Annotated in this window: 19 protein-coding genes; 14 read left to right on the top strand and 5 right to left on the bottom strand. The window is 68.0% G+C overall.

Annotated elements, in window-relative coordinates:
• Positions 1 to 47 precede the first annotated feature (47 nt).
• From QZM72_RS02055 to QZM72_RS02040, 4 genes are read left to right on the top strand one after another with little or no spacing between them, the layout of a single operon-like run.
• Entirely contained in the window at positions 48 to 761 is a 714-nt protein-coding gene (locus QZM72_RS02055) for a hypothetical protein (RefSeq protein ID WP_301737000.1), read from the top strand.
• Between the two features lie 43 nt (positions 762 to 804).
• The gene (locus QZM72_RS02050) at positions 805 to 1,353 is read left to right on the top strand and encodes a hypothetical protein (RefSeq protein WP_301736999.1); all 549 of its coding nucleotides are present in this window, start codon (positions 805 to 807) and stop codon (positions 1,351 to 1,353) included.
• Positions 1,354 to 1,374: 21 nt separating this feature from the next.
• On the top strand, positions 1,375 to 2,640 hold the full coding sequence (locus tag QZM72_RS02045) for an MFS transporter (protein ID WP_301736998.1): 1,266 nt from the start codon (positions 1,375 to 1,377) through the stop codon (positions 2,638 to 2,640).
• 37 nt (positions 2,641 to 2,677) lie between these two features.
• Positions 2,678 to 3,931, top strand: coding sequence for an arsenic transporter (locus QZM72_RS02040; protein WP_301736997.1), 1,254 nt, complete (start codon positions 2,678 to 2,680; stop codon positions 3,929 to 3,931).
• Between the two features lie 36 nt (positions 3,932 to 3,967).
• Here QZM72_RS02040 and QZM72_RS02035 read toward each other — a convergent pair whose 3' ends face one another.
• Complete coding sequence (locus QZM72_RS02035) at positions 3,968 to 6,073, bottom strand: TonB-dependent siderophore receptor (RefSeq protein ID WP_301736996.1); 2,106 nt, start codon at positions 6,071 to 6,073, stop codon at positions 3,968 to 3,970.
• 392 nt (positions 6,074 to 6,465) lie between these two features.
• On the opposite strand from QZM72_RS02035, the gene QZM72_RS02030 reads away from it, so the two are divergent.
• The 9 genes from QZM72_RS02030 to QZM72_RS01990 all read left to right on the top strand — a co-directional run bounded on the left by QZM72_RS02030 (position 6,466) and on the right by QZM72_RS01990 (position 15,563).
• A complete protein-coding gene (locus tag QZM72_RS02030) occupies positions 6,466 to 8,046 on the top strand; it encodes an acetolactate synthase large subunit (protein WP_301736995.1) in 1,581 nt (526 codons plus the stop codon).
• A gap of 49 nt (positions 8,047 to 8,095) precedes the next feature.
• A complete protein-coding gene (locus tag QZM72_RS02025) occupies positions 8,096 to 8,908 on the top strand; it encodes an SDR family NAD(P)-dependent oxidoreductase (RefSeq protein ID WP_089471370.1) in 813 nt (270 codons plus the stop codon).
• Between the two features lie 15 nt (positions 8,909 to 8,923).
• Positions 8,924 to 9,961, top strand: a complete 1,038-nt coding sequence (locus tag QZM72_RS02020) for a sialidase family protein (protein ID WP_301736994.1) — start codon at positions 8,924 to 8,926, stop codon at positions 9,959 to 9,961.
• Between the two features lie 12 nt (positions 9,962 to 9,973).
• Entirely contained in the window at positions 9,974 to 10,489 is a 516-nt protein-coding gene (locus QZM72_RS02015; protein ID WP_089471368.1) for a VOC family protein, read from the top strand.
• A gap of 56 nt (positions 10,490 to 10,545) precedes the next feature.
• Complete coding sequence (locus QZM72_RS02010; protein WP_039356026.1) at positions 10,546 to 11,151, top strand: amino acid synthesis family protein; 606 nt, start codon at positions 10,546 to 10,548, stop codon at positions 11,149 to 11,151.
• A 25-nt stretch (positions 11,152 to 11,176) separates the two neighbouring features.
• Positions 11,177 to 12,076: an alpha/beta fold hydrolase gene (locus QZM72_RS02005; protein WP_301736993.1), complete on the top strand. Its 900-nt coding sequence runs from the start codon at positions 11,177 to 11,179 to the stop codon at positions 12,074 to 12,076.
• Complete coding sequence (locus QZM72_RS02000; protein WP_301736992.1) at positions 12,073 to 13,704, top strand: bifunctional 3-(3-hydroxy-phenyl)propionate/3-hydroxycinnamic acid hydroxylase; 1,632 nt, start codon at positions 12,073 to 12,075, stop codon at positions 13,702 to 13,704. Before QZM72_RS02005 ends, QZM72_RS02000 begins: the two co-directional genes overlap by 4 nt.
• On the top strand, positions 13,694 to 14,026 hold the full coding sequence (locus tag QZM72_RS01995) for an NIPSNAP family protein (RefSeq protein ID WP_089471365.1): 333 nt from the start codon (positions 13,694 to 13,696) through the stop codon (positions 14,024 to 14,026). The genes QZM72_RS02000 and QZM72_RS01995 overlap by 11 nt, the downstream gene beginning before the upstream one ends.
• A 79-nt stretch (positions 14,027 to 14,105) precedes the next feature.
• Positions 14,106 to 15,563 (top strand): NAD-dependent succinate-semialdehyde dehydrogenase, encoded by a 1,458-nt coding sequence (locus QZM72_RS01990; RefSeq protein WP_301736991.1) that lies wholly within the window; start codon positions 14,106 to 14,108, stop codon positions 15,561 to 15,563.
• 54 nt (positions 15,564 to 15,617) lie between these two features.
• Here the strand turns inward: QZM72_RS01990 and QZM72_RS01985 are convergent, their stop codons facing one another.
• Entirely contained in the window at positions 15,618 to 16,346 is a 729-nt protein-coding gene (locus QZM72_RS01985) for an IclR family transcriptional regulator (protein WP_089471363.1), read from the bottom strand.
• 320 nt (positions 16,347 to 16,666) lie between these two features.
• On the opposite strand from QZM72_RS01985, the gene QZM72_RS01980 reads away from it, so the two are divergent.
• Complete coding sequence (locus QZM72_RS01980; RefSeq protein WP_301736990.1) at positions 16,667 to 17,722, top strand: porin; 1,056 nt, start codon at positions 16,667 to 16,669, stop codon at positions 17,720 to 17,722.
• A gap of 62 nt (positions 17,723 to 17,784) precedes the next feature.
• Here the strand turns inward: QZM72_RS01980 and QZM72_RS01975 are convergent, their stop codons facing one another.
• The 3 genes from QZM72_RS01975 to QZM72_RS01965 form a co-directional block, all read right to left on the bottom strand.
• Positions 17,785 to 18,933 (bottom strand): porin, encoded by a 1,149-nt coding sequence (locus tag QZM72_RS01975; RefSeq protein ID WP_301736989.1) that lies wholly within the window; start codon positions 18,931 to 18,933, stop codon positions 17,785 to 17,787.
• Between the two features lie 193 nt (positions 18,934 to 19,126).
• Positions 19,127 to 19,690 (bottom strand): cytochrome b, encoded by a 564-nt coding sequence (locus tag QZM72_RS01970; RefSeq protein WP_226120798.1) that lies wholly within the window; start codon positions 19,688 to 19,690, stop codon positions 19,127 to 19,129.
• Between the two features lie 151 nt (positions 19,691 to 19,841).
• Positions 19,842 to 21,206, bottom strand: a complete 1,365-nt coding sequence (locus QZM72_RS01965) for an aspartate aminotransferase family protein (protein WP_301736988.1) — start codon at positions 21,204 to 21,206, stop codon at positions 19,842 to 19,844.
• Positions 21,207 to 21,247 lie beyond the last annotated feature (41 nt).

Below are 21,247 nucleotides of genomic sequence, written 5' to 3'. Positions count from 1 at the left end.
CTCGATCGCGGCCGCCGCGCCGTGCCGCCGTTCGCCGGTCGTATCGCATGCTTTGCGCTGCCGCACTCGTTGCCGTCGCAACGGTCAGCCTCGCGCAGGTGCCGCCCGCGCCGCGCGCGGAAGACCCGGCCGACGCCATGCCGCCGCCGCCTCCTGCGCCTCCTCGGCCGCGCGCGCTTGCGCCTGCCGGGCCAGGAAACGACACCGCATCGGATGCGCTGGTGTCCGGCACGCTGTCGCGCCTGACGATCAATCCGGAAGGCGCCGTCGACGGCTTCGTGCTGACCGACGGCACGCTCGTCCGCCTGCCGCCGCATCTCGGTTCGCAACTGACGGCGCTCGTGCGGTCGGGCCAGCGTGTCACGGTAGCCGGCGAACGACGCGCCGACGACGAAATCCGCGCACGCGTGGTTCGCAACGACGGCACCGGCGCGTCGCTGTCCGATCAGCCGCCCCCGCTCGTCGCGCCCGTGCCGCCGACGCTGCGCGGCGTCAACCTCGCCCGCCTGAGCGTGTCCGGCGTCGTGCGCCGCGTGACGCGCGCGCCGCGCGGCGAGCCGGACGGCGTGATCCTCGACAGCGGTGCGATCGTCAAGCTGACCGTGCCGGCCGCCCAGCAATTCGGCGCGCTGCTCGTCCCCGGCGAGCGCGTGGCCGCGGTCGGTTACGGCACGCGCAACGCCTACGGCGAAGCGTTGCAGGCGACGGCGTTCGGCGCGCCGGGCCATGTCGTGAATCTCTATGACGACGTCGCGCGTTGATCGCGCGACGCTGTTCCCCCCATCCATCGAAAGGAGTCCTGCCATGCATTGGATCGATCCCGCCTGCCTGCCCGAAACGCGCGGCCGCGTCACGCAGTTCCTGCTCAATCTGCACGGAGAAATCGACGGCCTGATCCTGAACGGCGACTTCCAGGTTCACGTGCCGCCGCATCTGGGCCGCGAACTGGTACGCCATATCGCGGTCGGCGACCGCATCCGCGTGCGGGGCGTCAAGCCGCGTCGCGCGGCGATGATCGCGGCCGTGCAACTGACCGGGCGCGACGGCGTCGACATCGTCGACGACGGGCCCGCGCACGCCGCGCCGCCGAAGCCGGCGCACGCCGCTCGAAAACCGATGGAACTGAGCGGCGAAGTCGCGTTTGCGCTGCACGGCCCGAAAGGCGAGTCGAACGGCGCGTTGCTGACGAGCGGCGTCGCGCTGCGGGTGCCGCCGCATGCGGCTGAGGCGCTGCACGATTATCTGCGTCCCGGTGTCCATGTGCAGGCGTGGGGGCACGGCGTCGTCACGCCGCACGGCACGACGCTCGACGTGAGCGAGATCGCCGAGCTCGTCGATGCGGACGCCGAATGATCGCGCGACGGTGAGACGACCATGAGAGCGGCACGCGCGCTCGAAGCGCTCAACTTCTTCCTCGCCGACGTGCAGGCCGGCATCGGCCCGTTCATCGGCGTCATCCTGCTGTCGCGCGGCTGGGGCGCCGATGCGATCGGCTCGGTCATGACGCTGGCCGGGCTCGCCGCGATGGCCGCGACGCCGTTGGCCGGCGCGCTCGTCGATGCGGTGCGCGCGAAGCGGGCGCTGATCGTCGTGGCCACCGCGGTGACGGCGCTTGCGTCGCTGGCGATGATGTTCGTCCACAGCTATTCGGCGGTGGCGGCGTCGCAGGTCCTGGCGGCGGTCAGCGGCGCGGTGCTGGCGCCGGCCGCCGCGGGCGTGACGCTCGGCATCGTGCGCCGGCAGGGTTTCGACCGGCAGTTCGGGCGCAACCAGATGGCGAACCATGCCGGCAACGTCGCCGGTGCGGCGCTGGCCGGGTGGCTCGGCTGGCATGTCGGGTTCGACGCCGTGTTCGCGCTCGTCGGCGTGTTCACGGTCCTCGCCATCGTGAGCACGCTGGCGATTCCCGGGCACGCGATCGATCATGCGTCCGCACGTGGCCTCGATCCTGCCGGTGCCGCACCGGGAACGGATGCCGCGCATCCGCATGCGTCGGCCGCGACGTCGACGTCACGTATCGGCGGCCTGCGCACGCTCGCCGAAAATCGGCCGCTGGTGCTGCTCGGCGCGTCGCTCGCGCTGTTTCATCTCGGCAATGCCGCGATGCTGCCGCTCTACGGAATGGGCGTCGTCGTCACGCATCGCAGCAACCCGAGTGCGTTCACCGCACAGACGATCGTCATCGCGCAGTTCGTGATGATCGCGGCGGCGTGGCTCGCGCCCCGGCTGATTCGCACGCACGGTTACTGGCGGGTGTTGCTGTTCTCGTACCTCGTGCTGCCGGTGCGCGGGCTGGTCGCCGCGGCGTGGATGAGCGAAGCGGGCGTGTGGCCGGTGCAGGTGCTCGACGGCATCGGCGCCGGCCTGCAAAGCGTGGTCGTGCCCGCGCTCGTGGTTCGCCTGCTGCACGGCTCCGGGCGCGTGAATGCCGGGCAGGGCGCGGTCGCGACCGCGCAGGGTATCGGCGCGGCGCTCAGTCCCGTGCTGGGCGGCGTGCTCGCGCAACACTTCGGCTATCCGACCGCGTTCGTCGTGCTGGGCGCCGTGTCGACGGGCTCGCTCGCGCTGTGGCTCGGCCACGCGCGCTCGCTGAGCAGCGTGTGCGGCAAGCCCGCCGATCTATCGGCGACATCGTCGTGACGGCGATGTCGATTCCCCTGCCTCCGTCCACTTGCCCATGAATCCTGTTTCGCTTGCCTGGCTGATTTCCGCGCTCGCCACCGCGGGCGTCATCACGCGTCCGTTCGGCTGGCCCGAGGCCATCTGGGCCGTGAGCGGCGCGCTGCTGCTGGTCGTGTTGAACCTGTTGCCCGCCGCCCAGGCGCTGGACGCCGTCGCGAAAGGCGGCGACGTGTACCTGTTCCTGACGGGCATGATGCTGCTGTCCGAGGCGGCCCGTCGCGAGGGGCTGTTCGACTGGGTCGCGACGCACGTCGTCAATCTCGCGCAGGGCTCGCCGCGGCGGTTGTTCGCGCTGATCTACGGGGTCGGCGTCGTCACCACGGTGTTCCTGTCGAACGATGCGACCGCCGTCGTGCTGACGCCCGCGGTCCTTGCCGCCGCGCGCCGCGCGAAGGCCGACCCGATGCCGCTGCTGTACAGCTGCGCGCTCGTCGCCAATGCCGCGAGTTTCGTGCTGCCGATTTCGAATCCGGCGAACCTGGTGCTGTACGGTGCGCACATGCCGGCGCTCGGCGTCTGGCTTGCGCATTTCGCGGCGCCGTCCGTCGCGTCGATCGCGTGCACGTTCGTCGTGCTGAGGATCGTGCAGCGACGTGCGCTGTCCGGCCATTGCGAATCCGGGCTGCCGGTGCAGCCGCTGACGGGCGGCGGACGCATCGCGTTGGCAGGCATCGCCGCAACGGCCGTCGCGCTGATGGCGGTGTCGGTCGCCGATCGTCCGCTCGGATTGCCGACCGCGCTGGCGGGCATCGTCACGGTCGCGTGCGTGGTGATGCGGGATCGCGCGGCGGGCGTGCCGATCGTTCGCGCGATTTCATGGAGCGTGCTGCCGCTCGTCGCGGGGCTGTTCGTCGTCGTCGAGACGCTCGACCGGACCGGCGCGGTGCGCGCGCTGGCCGGCCTGCTGCGCATGCTGATGCAAAGCGGCGAGCACGTCGCCGCGGGCGTGGCCGGCGTCGCGGTCGCGCTGGTGTCGAACGGGGTCAACAACCTGCCCGCCGGGCTGATCGCGAGTTCGACGATCCACGCCGCGCATAGCCCGCAAACGGTAGTCGATGCGATCCTGATCGGCGTCGATCTCGGTCCGAACCTGTCGATCACCGGATCGCTCGCGACGATTCTGTGGCTGACGGCGATCCGGCGCGAAGGGTTGCAGGTCGGTTTCCGCGAATTTCTCGCGGTCGGCGCGTGCGTGATGCCGCCTGCGTTGCTGCTCGCGCTGGGCGCGCGGTTCGTGGTGGGCGGCTGATGCGCGATGCGCGTCGCGTCAGCCGTCCCGGCCGGCCTAGAACGAGTACGCGAGCGATGCGAACAGGCTGCGCGGCGCGCCCGGCGCGACCCACAGGCTGTTGTACGAACTCACGTAGGTGGTGCGGTTGAACAGGTTGTTCAGCACGACCGATGCACGCAGGTGCTTGTTGACCTGAACGTAGCCGTTGAGCTGGACGGTCGCGTAAGCCGGCAGCTCGAAGCCGTCCTGCGTGTTGGCCGTGTTGCCGGCGCGACGCCCGACGTAGATGACGCCGGCGCCGGCACCGGCCTTGTCCGCGAACGGCAGTGTGGTCTCGTACATCAGCAGCGCGCTGCCGCTCAGCCGCGGGACGTCGACGAGGCGTGAGCCGGGCGCCAGCACGGTATCGCGCGTGACCTCGGCGTCGACGTACGCGAAGTTGGCGATGCCGCGCAGGCCGTGGCCGAGATCGCCGCTCCATTCGAATTCGACGCCGCGGCTGCGCACTTCGCCGGCCGCGCGCGAGAAGCCGGCATTCGCCGGATCGGCGGTCAGCACGTTGCGCTTGGTCACGTAGAACGCCGAGACGGTCGCGAGCGAGCGCGCGCCCGCCCATTTCGCGCCGGCTTCGTAGCCGTGGCCCTTTTCGGGATCGAACGCGTTGCCGCCGACGTCCGCGCCGTTGTTCGGCCGGAACGAATACGCGGTGTTCGCATAGAACGACCACGCGGGGCTCATTTCATACACGATGCCGATACGCGGGCTCACCGCGGTCTGCAACTGGCTCGTCGTCACGCCCTTCAGGCGGTTGTCGATCGACTGGTGGAAGCGATCCCAGCGCAGCCCGGCCAGGATCTTCCAGTGCGGCCCGAACGCGAGCGTGTCCTGCGCGTAGACGCCTTGTCCGTTATCGCGTTCGAGCAGGTTGGTCGCGGTGCGCGGCGTCGGCGCGGGCTGGCCGTAGACCGGATCGAAGATGTCGATCGCATACGGCGCCGCGGCGCTCGGCGTGGAGCGCGTGACGAACTGGTCGTAGTTGAAGCGATACGCGTCGACGCCCATCACGAGCGTATGGCCGATGCCGCCCGTGCGGAACGAGCCGGTGGTTTCGACGCGACCTTGCAGGTCGTTCGAGTGAAACGCGACTTGCCGGTAGCGGCGCCACAGCGTGCGGCCGTCCGGCTGCAATGCGAATGCCTCGGACGAGCGCCCCGACAGGTCGGTGTTGCGCTGCGCGACGCCGGCATTGATCGACCAGCTGGAATCGATGCGATGCTCGAGCGTGAACTGGTGGCCCGTGTTGCGCACGTCGTAGTCGCCGTCGCGCGGCTCGCCGAGAAAGCGCGACGCGGGGATCACGCCGAGCTGGCCGTTGACCGCCAGCACGCCGCGGTCGAGCGGCGCGCGCTGACGCGCGCTCTCGAATTCGTAGTGGAGCGTCGTGTCCGCGCCGATGTCCCACGTGAACGACGGCGAGAACAGGTAGCGTTTGCTCGACACCGTATCGCGGAAGCTGCCGTTGTTCTCGTTCATCGCGACGAAGCGGTACGCGAGCGATTTCGTGACGGGGCCGGTCGAATCGAGGGTCTGGCGCAGCGCACCGTAGCTGCCGGCCGACACGCCGACGGTGTTCGCGCGTGCGAACTGCGGCTGCTTCGTCGTATAGCTGATGATCCCGCCCGGATCGCCGCGGCCATACAGCGCGGACGCCGGCCCCTTGAGCACTTCCATGCGCTCGAGATTGACGGTGTCGCGCGGCACGCTCATCCCGCGATTCCACGAAAAGCCGTTGACCAGATAGTCGGTGCCCGACGTGTTGCCGTCGCCGGCGAAGCCGCGCACCGCGTAGTTGTCCCACAGGCCGCCGAAGTTGTTCTGGCGCGAGACGCCCGCGACCCAGTCGTAAAGATCGTCGCCGCGCGTGGCGGCCACGGTCTGGATCAGCTTCGTGTCGACGCTGCTGACCGCGAACGGAATCTCCATCACGTCGGCCTCGCTGCGCGTCGCGCTCGTCGATTCGCGCGTGCGAAACGGCGCCGTCGCGCGTTGCGCGGAGATTTCGATGGTCGGCAGCGACGTTTCCTGCGCGTCGGCGGCGCCCATGCCGGCCGTGCCGACGACGATGGCCATCGGTGCGGCCGCCCAGTTCCTCCTGCTCATACATCTCCTTTTCGTGTCGTTCGCGTTCGGGCACGGCGGGCGGCCTTGCGCCGACATCTGTGTTCCAAACAGTACATTTGCGCGGCAATTTAATGCAAATGAGAGGCATTTGCAATCGTAATTTTGAGATCGGATGGGGGAGGGGAAACGGTGCACGGCACGAAGGCGGTCGATCGGGCGTGAGGGTTTCGAAAAATTCCGAATTATGGGAAATGAATCGTTTCGCGGGGGCGATCGGATAGCGCCTTGATCTCGTTCGAACGGTGTAGATATAAGAAATGTCGGGTAAACGTGCCCCTTCGTGGCTCGAAAAAGTGAAATGGGTTGTTTGACAAATCCCGCAATTCGGGATTAAAGTAAAAACACTTCAGCCAAACCCGTCGAGCAGCCGCATGAACATCCCACAGTTGGACAGCGATACCGCAGCAAGAAGCGGGGCGAGCGTCGTGCTCACCACCGCGCGAGACGCCGGCGTCGACGTCTGTTTCGCCAATCCCGGCACGACCGAAATGCCGTTCGTCGGTGCGCTCGATACCGTGGCCGGCGTACGGTCGATCCTCGGGCTGTTCGAGGGCGTGTGCACGGGCGCGGCCGACGGCTATGGCCGCATGACCGGCAAGCCCGCGATGACGCTGCTGCACCTCGGGCCCGGCCATGCGAACGGCATTGCGAACCTGCACAATGCGCGCCGCGCCCGCACGCCGATCCTGAACATCGTCGGCGATCACACGCGCGAGCATCTGAAGTACGACGCGCCACTCACGTCGGACATCGAATCGCTCGCCCGTCCGGTGTCGGTGTGGTATCGCAGCGTGGCGCGCGACACCGATCTCGCGACGGATACGGCCGACGCGATTTCGGCCGCGATGGGCGCGCGGCGCGGCGTCGCGACCCTCGTGCTGCCCGTCGATCTTCAGTCGGCCAGCGTGCGCGGTGCGGCGTGGCCCGCCGTCGTGCGCCCGGCCGCGGTGTCGTTCGATGCCGCTCGGGTCGAACAGGTGGCCGATCTGCTGCTCAGCGGCCATCGCGCCGTCCTGCTGATGGGCGCCCGCGCGCTGTCGGCGCGCGGGCAGCGCGCGGCGGCGCGCATCGCGGCGGCCACCGGCGCGACCTGCTTCAGCGAGACTTTTCCTGCGCGGGCGGAGCGCGGCGGCGGCCTGCCGGACATCGACCGCCTGCCTTATTTCCCCGAGCCGGCGCTCGCGGCGCTGGCCGGCCGGCGCGTGGTGCTGGCCGGCGCGCTCGCGCCCGTCACCTACTTCGGCTACGAAGGTATTCCGGGCGAACTCGCGCGGCCCGAGGACATCGTGACGCTGGCAACACCGGGCGACGCGGCGGACGACGCGCTGGAGGCGCTGGCCGATCGCATCGGTGCGTCGACGAACGACGAGGGTGTGCATGTCGAGCGCTGGCGCGTGGAGGACGGCCCGCTCACGCCGCAGGCCGTCGGCCGCGTGCTCGCGAATGCGTTGCCCGACGACGCGATCGTGTCGATCGAGGGCGGCACGTGCGGCTATCCGTTCGTGACTGCATCGGCGCGTGCGCGGCGTCACACCATTTTGACGAACACGGGCGGCGCGATCGGCCAGGGCCTGCCGGTGGCGCTCGGCGCCGCCGTCGCGTGCCCGGACCGCCGCGTGTTCGCGCTGCAGTCCGACGGCAGCGCGCAGTACACGATCCAGTCGCTGTGGACGATGGCGCGCGAGCGTTTGCCGATCGTGATGCTGATCGCATCGAACCGGCGCTACGGGATCCTGCAGACCGAACTCGCGCGCAGCGGCTTGCCGGCCGACACGCCGCACGCGAGCCGCCTGACGCAACTGGACGATCCGCCGATCGACTGGCTCGCGCTGTCGCGCGGCTACGGCGTGCCGGCCCAACGCGTGAGCGACGCGCATGCGCTGGTGCAAGCGCTCGACGACGCGCTCGCGCACACCGACGGGCCGACGCTCATCGAAATGCAGTTGTCCTGATCGCGCAACCGGCTCCTTTCTTCAATCCGGACTCTCACCTTTCATCGACATGGATCTGCAACTGCACGGAAAAGCCGCATTCATCACCGGCGGCAGCATGGGCATCGGCAAGGCGGTCGCCCTCGAACTGGCGCGCGAAGGCGTCAACGTCGCGATCGCCGCGCGTCGCCTGGAACACCTGGAAACAGCGGCCGCCGAAATTCGCGCGGCGCTCGCGCCGTTCGGCGACGCGGCCGGCGCGATCCTGCCCGTCACGGTGGACACGACCGACATGGCGTCGATCGACGCGGCGATGGCCGCGAGCGTCGAGCGCTTCGGCCGGCTCGACATCCTGCTGAACGGCGCCGCGCATCCGGGCGGGCTCGTGCGCGCGGAGCTGGAGCACGCCGATCCGCAGGGGCTGCTGCAGGACATCGACATCAAGGTGGTCGGCTATCTGCGCTGCGCGAAGGCGGCCGCACCGTATATGCGGGCCAACGGCTTCGGCCGGATCGTCAACATCGGCGGCCTGACGGGGCGCGGCAGCAAGCAGCTGTCCGGCATGCGCAACGTGGCGATCGTGCACCTGACCAAGACGCTGTCCGACCAGCTCGGCCCGTTCGGCATCACGGTCAACACGATTCATCCGGGCGTCGTCGAGACGCCGCACATCCACGAGCTCTACGAGAAGGAAGCGCAGAAGCAGGGGCTCACCGCCGCGGAAGTCGAGGCCAACTACGTGAAGGTCACGCCGATCCGCCGCGTGCTGCAGCCGGAAGAGATGGGATGGATCGTCGCGTTTCTCGCGTCGCCGAAGTCCGGCTCGATCACCGGCGAATCGATCGGCTGCGACGGCGGGCTCACGCGCGGCATTTTTCTCTGACACAAGGAGCACTTCATGACCGCAACCGTACTGGTCGCCACCGCCGGGCAAGGCATCCTGCGCTCGAACGACGACGGCAAGACCTGGCATCGCCTCGGGCTCGCCGAACCGATCGAGTTCGACGGCATCGTGCGCGCGCTCGCGGTGTGCCCCGCGACGCCGTCGCGCGTCTATGCAGGCGCCGATTCGGGGCTGTGCATCAGCGACGATGGCGGCGCGCACTGGTTCCGGCCCGACAACCTGTTGAACGGGCAGACGGTCTGGTCGATCGCGATCGATCCGGCGAACCCGGCGGTGCTCTATGCGGGCACCGGCGCGCCGTCGCGGGCCGCGCTTTACAAGTCGAGCGACGCGGGCGTGACCTGGGCGAGAACGGCGCCCGAGTTTCCGGAGTTTTGCTCGGGCGTCAATCGTCCGCGGCTGCTGACGATCTGCGTGGACCCGGACGACAGCCGCAACGTCTGGTACGGCGTGGAGGAGGGCGGCGCGTGGCGCAGCCGCGATGCCGGTGCGAGCTGGACGCGCGTGGACGGCCCCGGCACCGCGATCCGCAACAGCGACATTCATGCGATTGCGATCCTGCCCGCCGCGCAAGGCCGGCCGAAGACCACGGTGCTGCTGACGGTCAACGCGGTGTACGTGAGCGAGGACGACGGCCTGACGTGGGACGGCAAGCTGTCGCGCGACCGCTTCGACGGGCTGTACTACACGCGCACCGTCGTGCAACTGCCGGCGCCGGAAGGCGACCTGCTGATGGCGATCGGCGACGGCACGCCGGGCAGCCGCAGCCGCATCTACCGCTCGACCGATCGCGGCCATGCGTGGCACGAGACGGATCTGCACACGCCGCCGAACTCCACGTTCTGGGCGTTCGGCGTGCATGCGGCCCAACCGGCGCTCGTGTATGCGGGCACCAAGTACGGGCACCTGTTCCGCTCGCGCGACGGCGGCCGGAACTGGACCAAGGAGTGGCGCGATTTCAGCGAGATCACGGCGGTGGCATGGACCCCGTTCGAGGCGCCGCTGGCCGCCCACGCGCAGTCGACCCACTGAGCGGAGCGAACGATGACACCGTCCGATATTCGGCAACACGCCGAGCGTGCGAACGCGAGCGGCCTGCCGCTGCCGACGCCGCGCGTGCAGCGCACCCACCTGTCGCTGTTCGTACGCGACCCCGTTCGCTCGAGCCTCTGGTACGCCGACGTGCTCGGCATGACGGAAACCGCGCGCGACGAGCAGTGGGTGTTCATGTCGTTCGGCCAGAAGCACCACGACATCGCGCTGATTCGCGCGGCGTCCGATGCGGAACTCGGCACGATCGGCCTGCAGCATTACGGCCTCGAAATCGCCGGCGGGCTGACCGAATTGCGCCGCCTGTACGGGATGCTGATTCGCCGCGACGTGCCGATCGTCAAGATCACCGATCACAAGGTCGGGATCGGCGTGTATTTCACGGACCCCGACGGCAACCGGCTCGAATTCTTCTGCGAAATGGTCACGGACGACGAAGAAGGCAAGCGCGTGCTGCATCGATACAACGCGCCGAGCGACCCCGTCCAGCTCGAACCGCTGTTCGACTGAGCGACTGAGTCGCCGCCTTTCCCTCCGCATCATCGACGTTTTATACAGGAATGCAAATGAGCAAGACCGCCAATTTCGAAGGCTTTCACATCCGCAAGTGGTACACGCAGATCGAGGATTCGCTCGCGAACGAAACCGGGCAGCTCGCGGACGGCGAGCCGTTGCGCAAGATCGTGATCGCCGCGGCCGTTCACAACCCGTACGCGGGGCGATTCAGCGAAAACCTCGACGATCTCGTGCGTCCGTCACCCGCGCTCGGCAAGGAGTTTGCGCGACGCATCGCGTCGCTCGCCGACGGCCGCGCGATCGAGAGCTACGGCAAGGCGTGCCTGGTCGGTTCGGCCGGCGAATACGAACACGGCAACGCGTTCCTCACGTCGATCTTCGCGGAGCCGATCCGCGCGGCGCTGGGCGGCGGCAAATCGTGGGTACCGTCGAGCGGCAAGCGCGGCCCGATCAATACGGTCATCGACGTGCCGCTCGCGCACAAGGACGCGCTCTACGTGCGTTCGCACTACGACACGGTGACGTGCCTGTTTCCCGATGCACCGAACGACGACGAAGTGCTGGTGATCTTCGCGTTCGCGACGCGCGGGCGGCTGCATGCACGGCTCGGCGGCCTCAAGGCGAGCGAGATCGTCGGTCGCGACGGTCTGGTCTGAGCGCATGCCGGCCGGGGAGCACATGATGAACACGGCGTCCGTCAACGATGGATGGATCGACAACGAGGGATTGCGGCTGCACTACCTGAGCTGGGGGCGCGACGATGCGCCGACCGTGGTGATGCTGCACGGCTTGCGCAGTTACGCGCATACCTGGGCGCCCGTCGCCGCTGCGCTGGCCGACCGCTACCGGGTCGTCGCGCTCGATCAGCGCGGACGCGGGCTGAGCGATTGGGATCCGCAACGCAATTACTACGCGGCGGCCTACGTGCGCGATCTCGACGCATTGGTGCGTGCGCTCGACCTGCGACGATTCGTGCTGGTCGGGCACTCGATGGGCGGCGCCAATGCGTTCGTCTACGCGGCGGCGCAGCCGGAACGGCATGCCGAACGGCTCGCGGGCCTCGTGATCGAGGACATGGGCCCCGGCGCGTCGGCCGGCTCGGCGGGTTCCGAGCGCATCAAGCGCGAGCTGCGGGAAACGCCGGACGCGTTCTCGTCGTGGGACGACGCACGCGCGTTCTGGCGACGCCAGCGGCCGAACATCGCGGAATCCGCGCTCGATTCGCGCCTCGCGCACTCGCTGAAAGAAGGCGAGCAGGGGCGGATCGTCTGGCGGCACGACGCGCAAGGGATTGCGGCCGCACGGCTGGCCGCGACGCCGGAGCAGCTCGTCCATCTGTGGCCGCTGATCCTCAACCTGCACGTACCCACGTTGCTGTTGCGCGGCGGCGACTCGGATTTCCTGTCCGCGGACGTGGCGGCCGAGATGGCGGCCGCCAATGCGGAAATCGAGCGGATCGACATTCCCGGCGCGACGCATTACGTGCACGACGATCAACCCGATGCGTTCAATCGCGCATTGCGATCTTGGCTCGATCGTCTCGACGATCCTGCATGGCGCAGCGGAGGCGCGGGCGAATGAAAGCGAACAACCGGAACCGGACGTCGGTCGCGATCGTCGGCGCGGGCCCGAACGGCGTCGCGATGGCGAATCTGCTCGGCCTTTATGGGGTCGCGACGGTGATCATCGAGAAGGCGGCGGACGTCGTCGATTTTCCGCGCGCGGTCGGCATCGACGACGAAGCATTGCGGATGTTCCAGACCGCGGGGCTCGCCGACGAATTGAGCCGCGACATCATTCAGAACGTGCCGTTGCGCATGTTCAAGGCGAACGGCGAATGCTTTGCCGACATCCGCCCGTCGATGCGCGAATTCGGCTGGTGGCGGCGCAACATCTTCATGCAGCAACTGGCGGAACACACGCTGCGCGCCGGGCTGGCGCGCTATCCGCACGTATCGTTGCGGACTGGCGAGGAAGTGGTCGGCGTCGAACAGGACGACCGCTGCGTCACGTTGCAGGTGCGCGACGCCGACGGCCGGCAGTATGCGCTCGACGCCGATTACGTGGTGGCGGCCGACGGCGGGCGCAGCCCGATGCGCGACTGGCTCGGCATCAAGCTGGCCGGCACGACGCACCCGATCAAATGGGTCGTGGTCGACGTGAAGAACGCCGGGCTCGAGCAGCCGTGCACGGCGCTGAATTGCGACCCGCGCCGCCCGAACGTGTGCATCTATCTGCCGTTCAATTTCCGGCGCTGGGAGTTTCTCGTATTCCCGCACGAGGACGCGGAGGCGATCGCCCGGCCGGAATCGATCCGCGCGCTGATCGCGCCGTACGTCGACGACGTCGATCGTATCGAGATCGTGCGCGCACGGACCTATACGCACCATTCTCGCGTGGCCGAGCGCTTCGTGGCGGGCCGCGTGGCGCTCGTCGGCGACGCCGCCCACCTGAGCCCGCCGTGGATCGGCCAGGGCCTGAACGCGGGCTTGCGCGACGTCGGCAATCTCGCGTGGAAACTGGCGGGCGTCGTGAACGGCACGCTGGATCCCGGCGTGATCCCGACCTACGAATCGGAGCGACGCGACCACGCGAAGGCGATGATCGATCTCGCGGACACGTTCGGCGCGATGCTGATGCCGACCAACCGGATCGTCGCGTTTCTGCGCGACCGGTTCCTCGGGCTCGCGCGGTATGCGCCGGGCCTGAAGGACTACGTGCTGCAGATGCGCTTCAAGCCGATGCCGAGCTATACGCGCGGCGTCGTGCTGCCGGGCGCGCCGGGCGACGCGGCGGGCAGGATGATCGCGCAGCCCGACGTCGAAACGGCCGACGGCGTGCGGCGCAAGCTCGACGACGTGCTCGGCCCATGGTTTTCGATCGTCGGCTGGCAATGCGATCCGCAGGCGTGCCTGAGCGACGACGATCGCGCGTACTGGACGGCGCTGGGCGCGACCTTCGTTCAGGTCAATCGCTCGCGTAGCGGGACGGGCCGCGCACGGCGCGTGACGAGCGCCCACGACAGCGTGTGCGTCGAGGATGTCGACAACGCGCTGGCGACGTGGTTCGATCGGCATCGCGGCCCGCTCGTGGTCGTGCGCCCCGATCGCTACGTGGCGGCGCAGACGGACGCCGCCGGCATCGCAGGCGTGACCGCGGCGTTCCAGGCGTTCGCACCGCGACGACGGGAGACCGCGGATGTTGGTTGAGCAACGCACCTATACGCTGGTGCCGGGCGGCGTCGCGGAGTACCTGCGGCTCTATGCGGAGTGCGGCCGCGCTGCGCAAGAGCACGCGCTCGGCACGATGGTCGGCTGTTTCGCGACGGAAATCGGACCGTTGAACCAGCTCGTCTATCTGTGGGCGTTCGATTCGCTGGACGATCGGGCGCGACGTCGTGCCGTGCTGATGGCCGATCCCGAGTTCAGGACGTTTCGCGGCAAGGTCCGGCATCTGCTCGTCCGGCAGGAAAACCAGATCCTCCGACAGGAAATCGGCGGCCTGCTGCGTGCACCGCCGCCGGCCGCGTGACGCGTTCGCCGTGCCGGCCCATCGTGCAATCTCTACCGAGGTATCCGTCTTGATCCCGTTTACGCCGCTGACTTCCCGCATGACGCCTGATGCGCAACGCGATTACGCGTCGCTCCATCTGTATATCGACGGCCGGTTCCTTCAGGCCGACGGCCGGCGCACGCAGCCCGTTCTCGATCCGGGAACCGGCAGCGTGCTCGGCGACTTGCCGCATGCGACGCCGGACGATATCGACGCCGCGGTGCGCGCCGCGCATCGTGCGTTCGCGACGTGGCGCCGCGAGTCGCCGCTCGCGCGCTCGGATATCCTGCGCCGCGCGGCTGCGCTGGTGCGCGAGCGTGCGCCGGCGATCGGCCGCCACATCACGATGGATCAGGGCAAGCCGCTTCGCGAGGCGATCGCCGAGGTCGTGTCGTCGGCCGAGCAGCTCGAATGGCATGCGGAGGAGGGGCGCCGCACGTATGGCCGTGTCGTGCCGTCGCGCTCGCCGGACGTCGCGCAGATGGTGTTGCGCGAGCCGATCGGCGTGTGCGCGGCGTTCTCGCCGTGGAATTTTCCGTTCAGCCAGGCGATGCACAAGATCGCGGCCGCGCTTGCGTCGGGCTGCACGCTGGTGCTGAAAGGGCCGGAGGAATCGCCGAGCGCGATCGTCGCGCTCGCGCGCATCTTTCACGATGCCGGCTTGCCCGCGGGTTGCCTGAACATCGTCTGGGGCGTGCCGGCCGACGTGTCCAGGCAACTGATCGAGTCGCCGCTCGTGCGCAAGATCTCGTTCACGGGCTCGGTGCCCGTCGGCAAGCAACTGGCGGCGCTCGCCGCGTCGCACATGAAGCGTATGACCATGGAGCTGGGCGGGCATGCGCCCGTGCTGGTCTGCGCGGACGCGGAAATCGAACGCGCGGCGGCGATGCTGGCCGCGTACAAGTTTCGCAATGCCGGACAGGTTTGCGTGTCGCCGACGCGTTTCTTCGTGCAGCGCCCGGTGTTCGACCGGTTCGTCGGCGCGTATCTCGAGGCGGTCGACAAGATTCGCGTCGGCTACGGGCTGGAAGAGGGGACCACGATGGGGCCGCTTGCGCACGCACGGCGCGTGTCCGAGATCGACGCGTTCGTCGCCGACGCGAAGGCGAAAGGGGCGGAAATTGCCGCGGGTGGGACGCGCTTGCCGGGGGCGGGGCCAGGGCACTACTTCGCGCCGACGGTCGTGCTGGGCCCGGCGCGCGACACGCGGCTGATGAACGAGGAGCCGTTCGGCCCGATCGTCGGGATCGTGCCGTTCGACGCGCTTGACGATGCGCTCGATGAAGCGAACCGCTTGCCGTTCGGCCTTGCATCGTACGCGTTCACGACGTCGGCGCGCGATGCGCACCGGATCGGCCGGGCGCTCGAGGCCGGCATGGTCAACATCAATCACTTCGGGATGGGGCCGGCGGAGATCCCGTTCGGCGGCGTGAAGGACAGCGGCTTTGGCAGCGAGGGCGGCACGGAGACGTTCGACGGTTACCTGGTCACCAAGTTCATCACGCAGATGAACTGACCGTGCGCACGTGGGCGACCGGGCACGGCATCGTGCGCGATGCCGCGCGCATGCTCAGGTCGCGTCGCCGATCTCGGCGGTGGCGTCGATCAGGAGCTTGCCGAGCACGTGTTCGTCGAACAACGCGAAGTGTTCGGCGCGAAAGACCAGCGACAGGCTGCTGTTAACCTCGCCGCTGCTGGCGGTGCGAATCGGCGCGGCGATGCCGACGAACCCGGCGTCGAGCTCGCCGCGCGAGATCCAGTATCCGGCCTCGACGATCTGCTGGCAGGCGCGCCAGAACTGCGTCCAGTCGGCCGCGAACTCGCCCAGCTCGGCGTTGTGCCGTTCGTGCAGGCGCTTCAGCCGCGCGCGCGACATCGCGGCGACGATCACTTTCGACGAAGCACCCTGGAACAACGGCATGATGCGGCCGCGGCCGAAGCCCAGTTGCAGATTCTCGGCGCCGGTTTCGTGCATCACGTTGATGATCTGCTCGTCGAACAGTGTCGACACGAGCGCATCGCCGCCGGTGACGTGAACCAGCTTCTGGATCACGGGCTTCGCCGCGGTGAGCGTCGGGTCCGACTGCCGCATGTTGTAGTCGAGATGAATGATGCGCGGGCCCAGCGTATAGCGGCCGTTGGTCCCGACGAGCAGGCCGACCGATGCCAGTTCCTTCACGTAGCGATAGCACGTGGTGCGCGAAAAGCCCATATGTTCGGCGATTTCCTCGGCGGTCATCGACGTCGCGGACGAAGAAAAGACGTCGAGGATGGACAGCATTTTGGTGAGGCTCGACATGACGTAATCCGGGCTCAGACGGCTTGCGGCTATGGAACGTAAACGACGAAGGCGGTTTCGGGGTTGCCGCGCTGCGGCACGGCATGCAGCGCCGCGGGCGACAGGCCGTAGTCTAACTTAAGTCGTGCGGGCGGCAACGGGAACCGCAACCGCATCGATGCATATGCGGTCAGCATGCCGGCCGTGGCCAGATGGTTCGTTTCGACGCCGATTGATAGGGATTCCTACTTTTAACGAGGAAATCGCACTGGATCGATGTTGCTGGCGCGCCGGTCGGTTCACGCGCGCATCGGCCGGGAAAATTCGATGAGGAGAAGCAGATGAAAGGGTGGCTCAGGATGGTGGCATGGTGCGGCTGCGGTGCCGTCGTACCGGCGTTCGCGCAATCGAGCGTGACGCTCTACGGTTCGCTGGACACGGGCGTGACCTATACGAGCGACGTGGCGTCCGCGCCGCGTGGCGGGCGTCAGCTCGCGTTGCAGGCCGGCGTGTCGCGCAACGACGTGTGGGGCCTGACGGGCAGGGAGGATCTTGGCGGCGCGAACTATGCGGTCTTTCGGCTCGAAAGCCAGTTTCAGACCTCCGACGGCGCGCTGACCGTGCCGGGCGCCGCGTTCGGTTCGCAAGCGTACGTCGGGCTCGGCGGCGACTGGGGGACCGTGACGCTCGGGCGCCAGTTCGATTTCGTCGGCGATCTCCTGCCGGCGTTCGCGATCGGCGCGAACACGCCGGCCGGTTTGCTCGCGTGGGGCTTGCCGGCGAACGCGTCGGCGGGCGGCGCGCTCGACAACCGCGTGTGGGGCATTCAGGTGAACAATGCGGTGAAGTACGTGAGCCCGACGTTCGGCGGTGTGGCGTTCGGCGGCCTGTGGGGATTCGGCAACGTGCCCGGCACGGTCGCGCGCAGCAGCGTGCAAAGCGCGATGCTGTCCTATACGCAAGGCGCGTTCAGCGCCGCGCTGGCTTATTTCGGCCAGCATGACGTAACTGCCGGCGGCAATCTGCGCAATTTCTCGGGCGGTGCCGGCTACAACGTCGGGCCGTTTCGCGTCTTCGGCATGGTGTCGGACGTGCGGATCAGCGCGGCCGCGCCGCTGCGGGCCACCACCTATGACGCCGGGCTGACCTATGCCGTCACGTCGTCGTTGCAGCTGGGCGGCGGCTTCCAGTACCAGCAGCGCGGCGGCGATGTCGGCTCGGCCAACCAGGTCACGTTGAGCGCCGACTATTCGCTGTCGAAACGCACCGGCCTTTACGCGGTATTCGCACGCGGGCACGACAGTGCGTATGGCGCGCAGGTCGAGGCGGCGCTCGGCGGGGCGGCGTCCGGCTCGACGCAGACCGCCGTTCGGCTCGGGCTGCGGCATCAGTTCTGACGGCACGGGAAAGGACGGGCTGCCGCATCCATCGCGCGCGAGCCCGTGTTTTTCCGCCGGATTCAGAAGCGATGCATCATCCCGACGCGCAGCGCCAGCTGGTTGCGCCCCGACGACTGCCCGGCCGTGCCGAGCACGTGCGCGTAGTCGAAGTCGGTGCCGGTATGGCCGGTCGCGTGCTGGTACGCGCCCTGGATGTACGTCGAGGTCCGCTTGCTCAGATCGTAGTCGAGCATCATCGACACCTGGTGCCAGTTCGGCGACGCATCGCCCGCCGCCGTCGCGACATGGGCATGCGTGTAGGTATAGGCGGCGCCGAGCCAGACGTCCGGCCGGAAGAAATACTGGCCGTTGACCTCGAAGTTGTCGAATTTCCACGCGTTCTGCGAGCCTGCGGCCGGCTGGTTCGCGAAGTAGAGATTCGATTCGGGGTCGGTCACGTCGACGTGCGAATACGCGGCGGACAGCGTCAGCTTGTCGCTGAACTTGTACGAGGCACCCGCATCGACGTTCTGCTGCGAGCGGCCGCTGAAGACGGTGTCGTCGCTCGACAATGCCCCGCCCGCGGTCGCGCCGCCATGGTTGGCGTTCAGGTACGCGACGGCGGCGGAGAACGCGCCCGCCTGGTACTGCACGGCGGCGCTATAGACGCGGTTCCGCGCGAAGCCGCCCGCCTGGTTCGCGAGCCCGTAGAGCACTTCGCCCTTGAAGCCGGCGTAGGAAGGCGACACGTACTTGACGCTGTTCTGGATGCGGTAGTCCCAATCGGCGTTGTCGTTGTCGTACGGGTGCGCGCCGAAATCGCCGAGCCAGTTGCCGGTGGCCGTGAACGGGCTCCACATGTCGAGCGTGGGATCGTACTGGCGGCCGAACGTGAGCGTGCCGAACCGGTCGGAATCGAGGCCGACGTAGGCCTGCCTGCCGAACATCCGCGACGTCACGCCGAGCGCACCGTTGCTCGCGTTGAAGCCGTTCTCGAGCTGGAACAGTGCTCTCAGCCCGCCGCCGAGATCCTCGGTGCCTTTCAGCCCCCAGTTGCTGCCGACGGTATCGCCGCTGACCATCTGGTAAGCCTTGCTGCCGCCCGCGTTGCTCGTGAAATTGACGCCTTCGTCGATCAGGCCGTACAGCGTCACGGTGCTTTGCGCGTGGGCCGTCAGGCCGCATCCCATCGCGCTCGCGGCCGATATGGCCGCCATCATCTTCTTCATCGTCGATCTCCAGGTGTGGCGGCCCACGCGGCGTGGTGCGATTTCAGACGGCATACGCCAGCACCGGACGCATGCAGTGGGTCCGCTTCTTGTTAGTAAAACGAAATATAAAATTTGAAGAAAAGAGGTCCGCGCGACTGGGCGGACCGAATGACGAACCGCGCAGGGTGCGCGGTTCCGCGTGGCGTCGGCGCTACAGCATCCGCCGCAGCACGTCGTTTTCCGGGTTGCGGTCGAAGAACCGGTGTTTCAGCGCGCCAAGGACATGCAGCACGATGAGCGCGAGCAACGTATAGGCGAGCGTCTTGTGCAACCACTGAAACGCCTCGAACCAATGGTCGTTCTTCGGCAGCAGCTCGGGTACGCGGAAAAAGAAGAACGGCACGCCGTCGCTCTGCGTATACGTGCTGGACATCGAATAGCCCATCAGCGGCACGATGATCGCGAGCGCATACAGCAGGTAGTGGCCGATCTTGGCGAGCTTGCGGTCGAGCGTCGGCAGCGTGGAAGGCAGCGGCGGCAACGGCTTCATCGAACGAATCGCCAGTTGCGTGACGACCACCAGCAGCGTGAGCACGCCGAACTCCTTGTGCGTCGGGTAGTACCAGTCGAACTTGGCCGGCAGGTTGTCGTCGAGCCGGACCATCGTCCAGCCGGTCCACAGTTGCGCGCCGATCAGGATCGCCCTGACCCAGTGCAGCAGCCGAAGCGCGAGCGGGTATTTCTCCGCGGGGAATGCAATGGCCTGGTTGTCCATTTGACTTGTCTTCCTTTGAAACGACACTGCGACGGGCGGGATGCCGATCGTCGATTTCGACGTCCCGCGGCGATCTTCGTCGAACCGAGGCCGGATGGCGATACGCACGGACCTTCGACGAAAGGCCCGTGCGCCAGGCTGTTTCGCGAGGTCAGGCGATCGCGTGCGAATCCGCGCAGCACTCCTGCAATGCCTCGCGCAGCGTCACGGCCATGAAGTCGGCTTCGCCTTGCTGCAGCGTCAGCGGCGGCGACATCACCACCTTGTTCGCGATCGCGCGCACCAGCACGCCGCGCCGGCGCGCGGCATCGGCCACGCGGGCGGCGAACCCCTTGCCCGGATCGAGCGGCGTGCGGCTGGCCTTGTCGGTCACCAGGTCGAGCGCCAGCATCAGTCCCTTGCCGCGGACGTCGCCGACGGTCTCGAAGTCGGCCTTCAGCGGCAGCAATTGCTCGAGCAGGCGCTGCCCGACCCGTGCCGCATTGCCCGGCAGATCCTCGGCCTCGACGATGTCGAGCACCGCGAGCGACGCGGCGCACGCGAGCGGATGCCCGCTGTACGTATAGCCGTGCATGACCACGTGCGAGAAGCCCGCGCCGTGTTCGATCGCGTCGGCGATGCGCCCGTTGTACAGCGTCGCGCCGAGCGGCACGTAGCCGGCGGAAATGCCCTTGGCGACGCACAGGATGTCGGCGGCGACGCCCCAGCCGCGGCTGCCGAGCAGGCTGCCGGTGCGGCCGAAGCCGGTGACCACCTCGTCGGCGATCAGCAGGATGCCGTTGCGGTCGCACACGGCCCGCACGCGCGCCCAGTAATCGGCCGGCGGGACGATCAGGCCGCCCGCCCCTTGCACCGGCTCGGCGACGAACGCGGCAATGGTCTGCGGGCCGTGGAACGCGATCGTTTCCTCGAGCTGCCGGATGCAGTGCTCGACGAGCTGGTGCGGATCGTCGCAATTCCACGGATTGCGATAGAGCCACGGCGTGTCGAGCAGCACGCAGCCGGGCAGCAGCGGGCCATGATTGTAATGGTAGACGCCGTTGCCGCCGATCGACGTGCCGCCCATGTGCACGCCGTGATAGCCGTTGCGCAGCGACAGGAATTTCGTGCGCGACGGCTCGCCCGCGGCGACCCAGTACTGGCGCGCCATCTTGAGCGCGGTCTCGATCGCATCGGAGCCGCCGCTGCCGAACATCACCCGCTGCATGTCTTCCTGCGCGAACATCGCGCACAGGCGGTCGGCCAGATCGTAGACGCGCGGATGGGCGACGCCGTCGAAGGTCTGGTAGTACGAGAGTTCATCCATCTGCCGCGCGATCGCGCTTTTCACTTCCGGCCGGTTGTGGCCGACGTTGACGTTCCACAGTCCGCCGACGCCGTCGAGCATGCGGTGGCCGTCGACGTCGTACACGTAGTTGCCGTCGCCGCGCTCGATGATCACGGTGGGCGTCGTATGCCCGGCGGCCGCCGAGCTCATCGGGTGCCAGAATCGTTTTTGACGCTTTTGATAGTCCATGGTGTCTCTCGTCTCTCTTACGAAGTGCTTGAACAGGGGGC

Source organism: Burkholderia sp. AU45388 (assembly GCF_030481585.1).
In the GTDB taxonomy this organism is placed as follows: domain Bacteria; phylum Pseudomonadota; class Gammaproteobacteria; order Burkholderiales; family Burkholderiaceae; genus Burkholderia; species Burkholderia sola.
Note: the sequence above shows the minus strand (reverse complement) of the source record. Positions and strands in the feature narration are given on the sequence as shown.

Bases quoted from the DNA above. Each gene is read 5' to 3' on its own strand.
- QZM72_RS02055 (WP_301737000.1), top strand. From the start codon at position 48: ATGCTTTGCGCTGCCGCACTCGTTGCCGTCGCAACGGTCAGCCTCGCG.
- QZM72_RS02050 (WP_301736999.1), top strand. From the start codon at position 805: ATGCATTGGATCGATCCCGCCTGCCTGCCCGAAACGCGCGGCCGCGTC.
- QZM72_RS02045 (WP_301736998.1), top strand. From the start codon at position 1,375: ATGAGAGCGGCACGCGCGCTCGAAGCGCTCAACTTCTTCCTCGCCGAC.
- QZM72_RS02040 (WP_301736997.1), top strand. From the start codon at position 2,678: ATGAATCCTGTTTCGCTTGCCTGGCTGATTTCCGCGCTCGCCACCGCG.
- QZM72_RS02035 (WP_301736996.1), bottom strand. From the start codon at position 6,073: ATGAGCAGGAGGAACTGGGCGGCCGCACCGATGGCCATCGTCGTCGGC.
- QZM72_RS02030 (WP_301736995.1), top strand. From the start codon at position 6,466: ATGAACATCCCACAGTTGGACAGCGATACCGCAGCAAGAAGCGGGGCG.
- QZM72_RS02025 (WP_089471370.1), top strand. From the start codon at position 8,096: ATGGATCTGCAACTGCACGGAAAAGCCGCATTCATCACCGGCGGCAGC.
- QZM72_RS02020 (WP_301736994.1), top strand. From the start codon at position 8,924: ATGACCGCAACCGTACTGGTCGCCACCGCCGGGCAAGGCATCCTGCGC.
- QZM72_RS02015 (WP_089471368.1), top strand. From the start codon at position 9,974: ATGACACCGTCCGATATTCGGCAACACGCCGAGCGTGCGAACGCGAGC.
- QZM72_RS02010 (WP_039356026.1), top strand. From the start codon at position 10,546: ATGAGCAAGACCGCCAATTTCGAAGGCTTTCACATCCGCAAGTGGTAC.
- QZM72_RS02005 (WP_301736993.1), top strand. From the start codon at position 11,177: ATGAACACGGCGTCCGTCAACGATGGATGGATCGACAACGAGGGATTG.
- QZM72_RS02000 (WP_301736992.1), top strand. From the start codon at position 12,073: ATGAAAGCGAACAACCGGAACCGGACGTCGGTCGCGATCGTCGGCGCG.
- QZM72_RS01995 (WP_089471365.1), top strand. From the start codon at position 13,694: ATGTTGGTTGAGCAACGCACCTATACGCTGGTGCCGGGCGGCGTCGCG.
- QZM72_RS01990 (WP_301736991.1), top strand. From the start codon at position 14,106: ATGACGCCTGATGCGCAACGCGATTACGCGTCGCTCCATCTGTATATC.
- QZM72_RS01985 (WP_089471363.1), bottom strand. From the start codon at position 16,346: ATGTCGAGCCTCACCAAAATGCTGTCCATCCTCGACGTCTTTTCTTCG.
- QZM72_RS01980 (WP_301736990.1), top strand. From the start codon at position 16,667: ATGAAAGGGTGGCTCAGGATGGTGGCATGGTGCGGCTGCGGTGCCGTC.
- QZM72_RS01975 (WP_301736989.1), bottom strand. From the start codon at position 18,933: ATGAAGAAGATGATGGCGGCCATATCGGCCGCGAGCGCGATGGGATGC.
- QZM72_RS01970 (WP_226120798.1), bottom strand. From the start codon at position 19,690: ATGGACAACCAGGCCATTGCATTCCCCGCGGAGAAATACCCGCTCGCG.
- QZM72_RS01965 (WP_301736988.1), bottom strand. From the start codon at position 21,206: ATGGACTATCAAAAGCGTCAAAAACGATTCTGGCACCCGATGAGCTCG.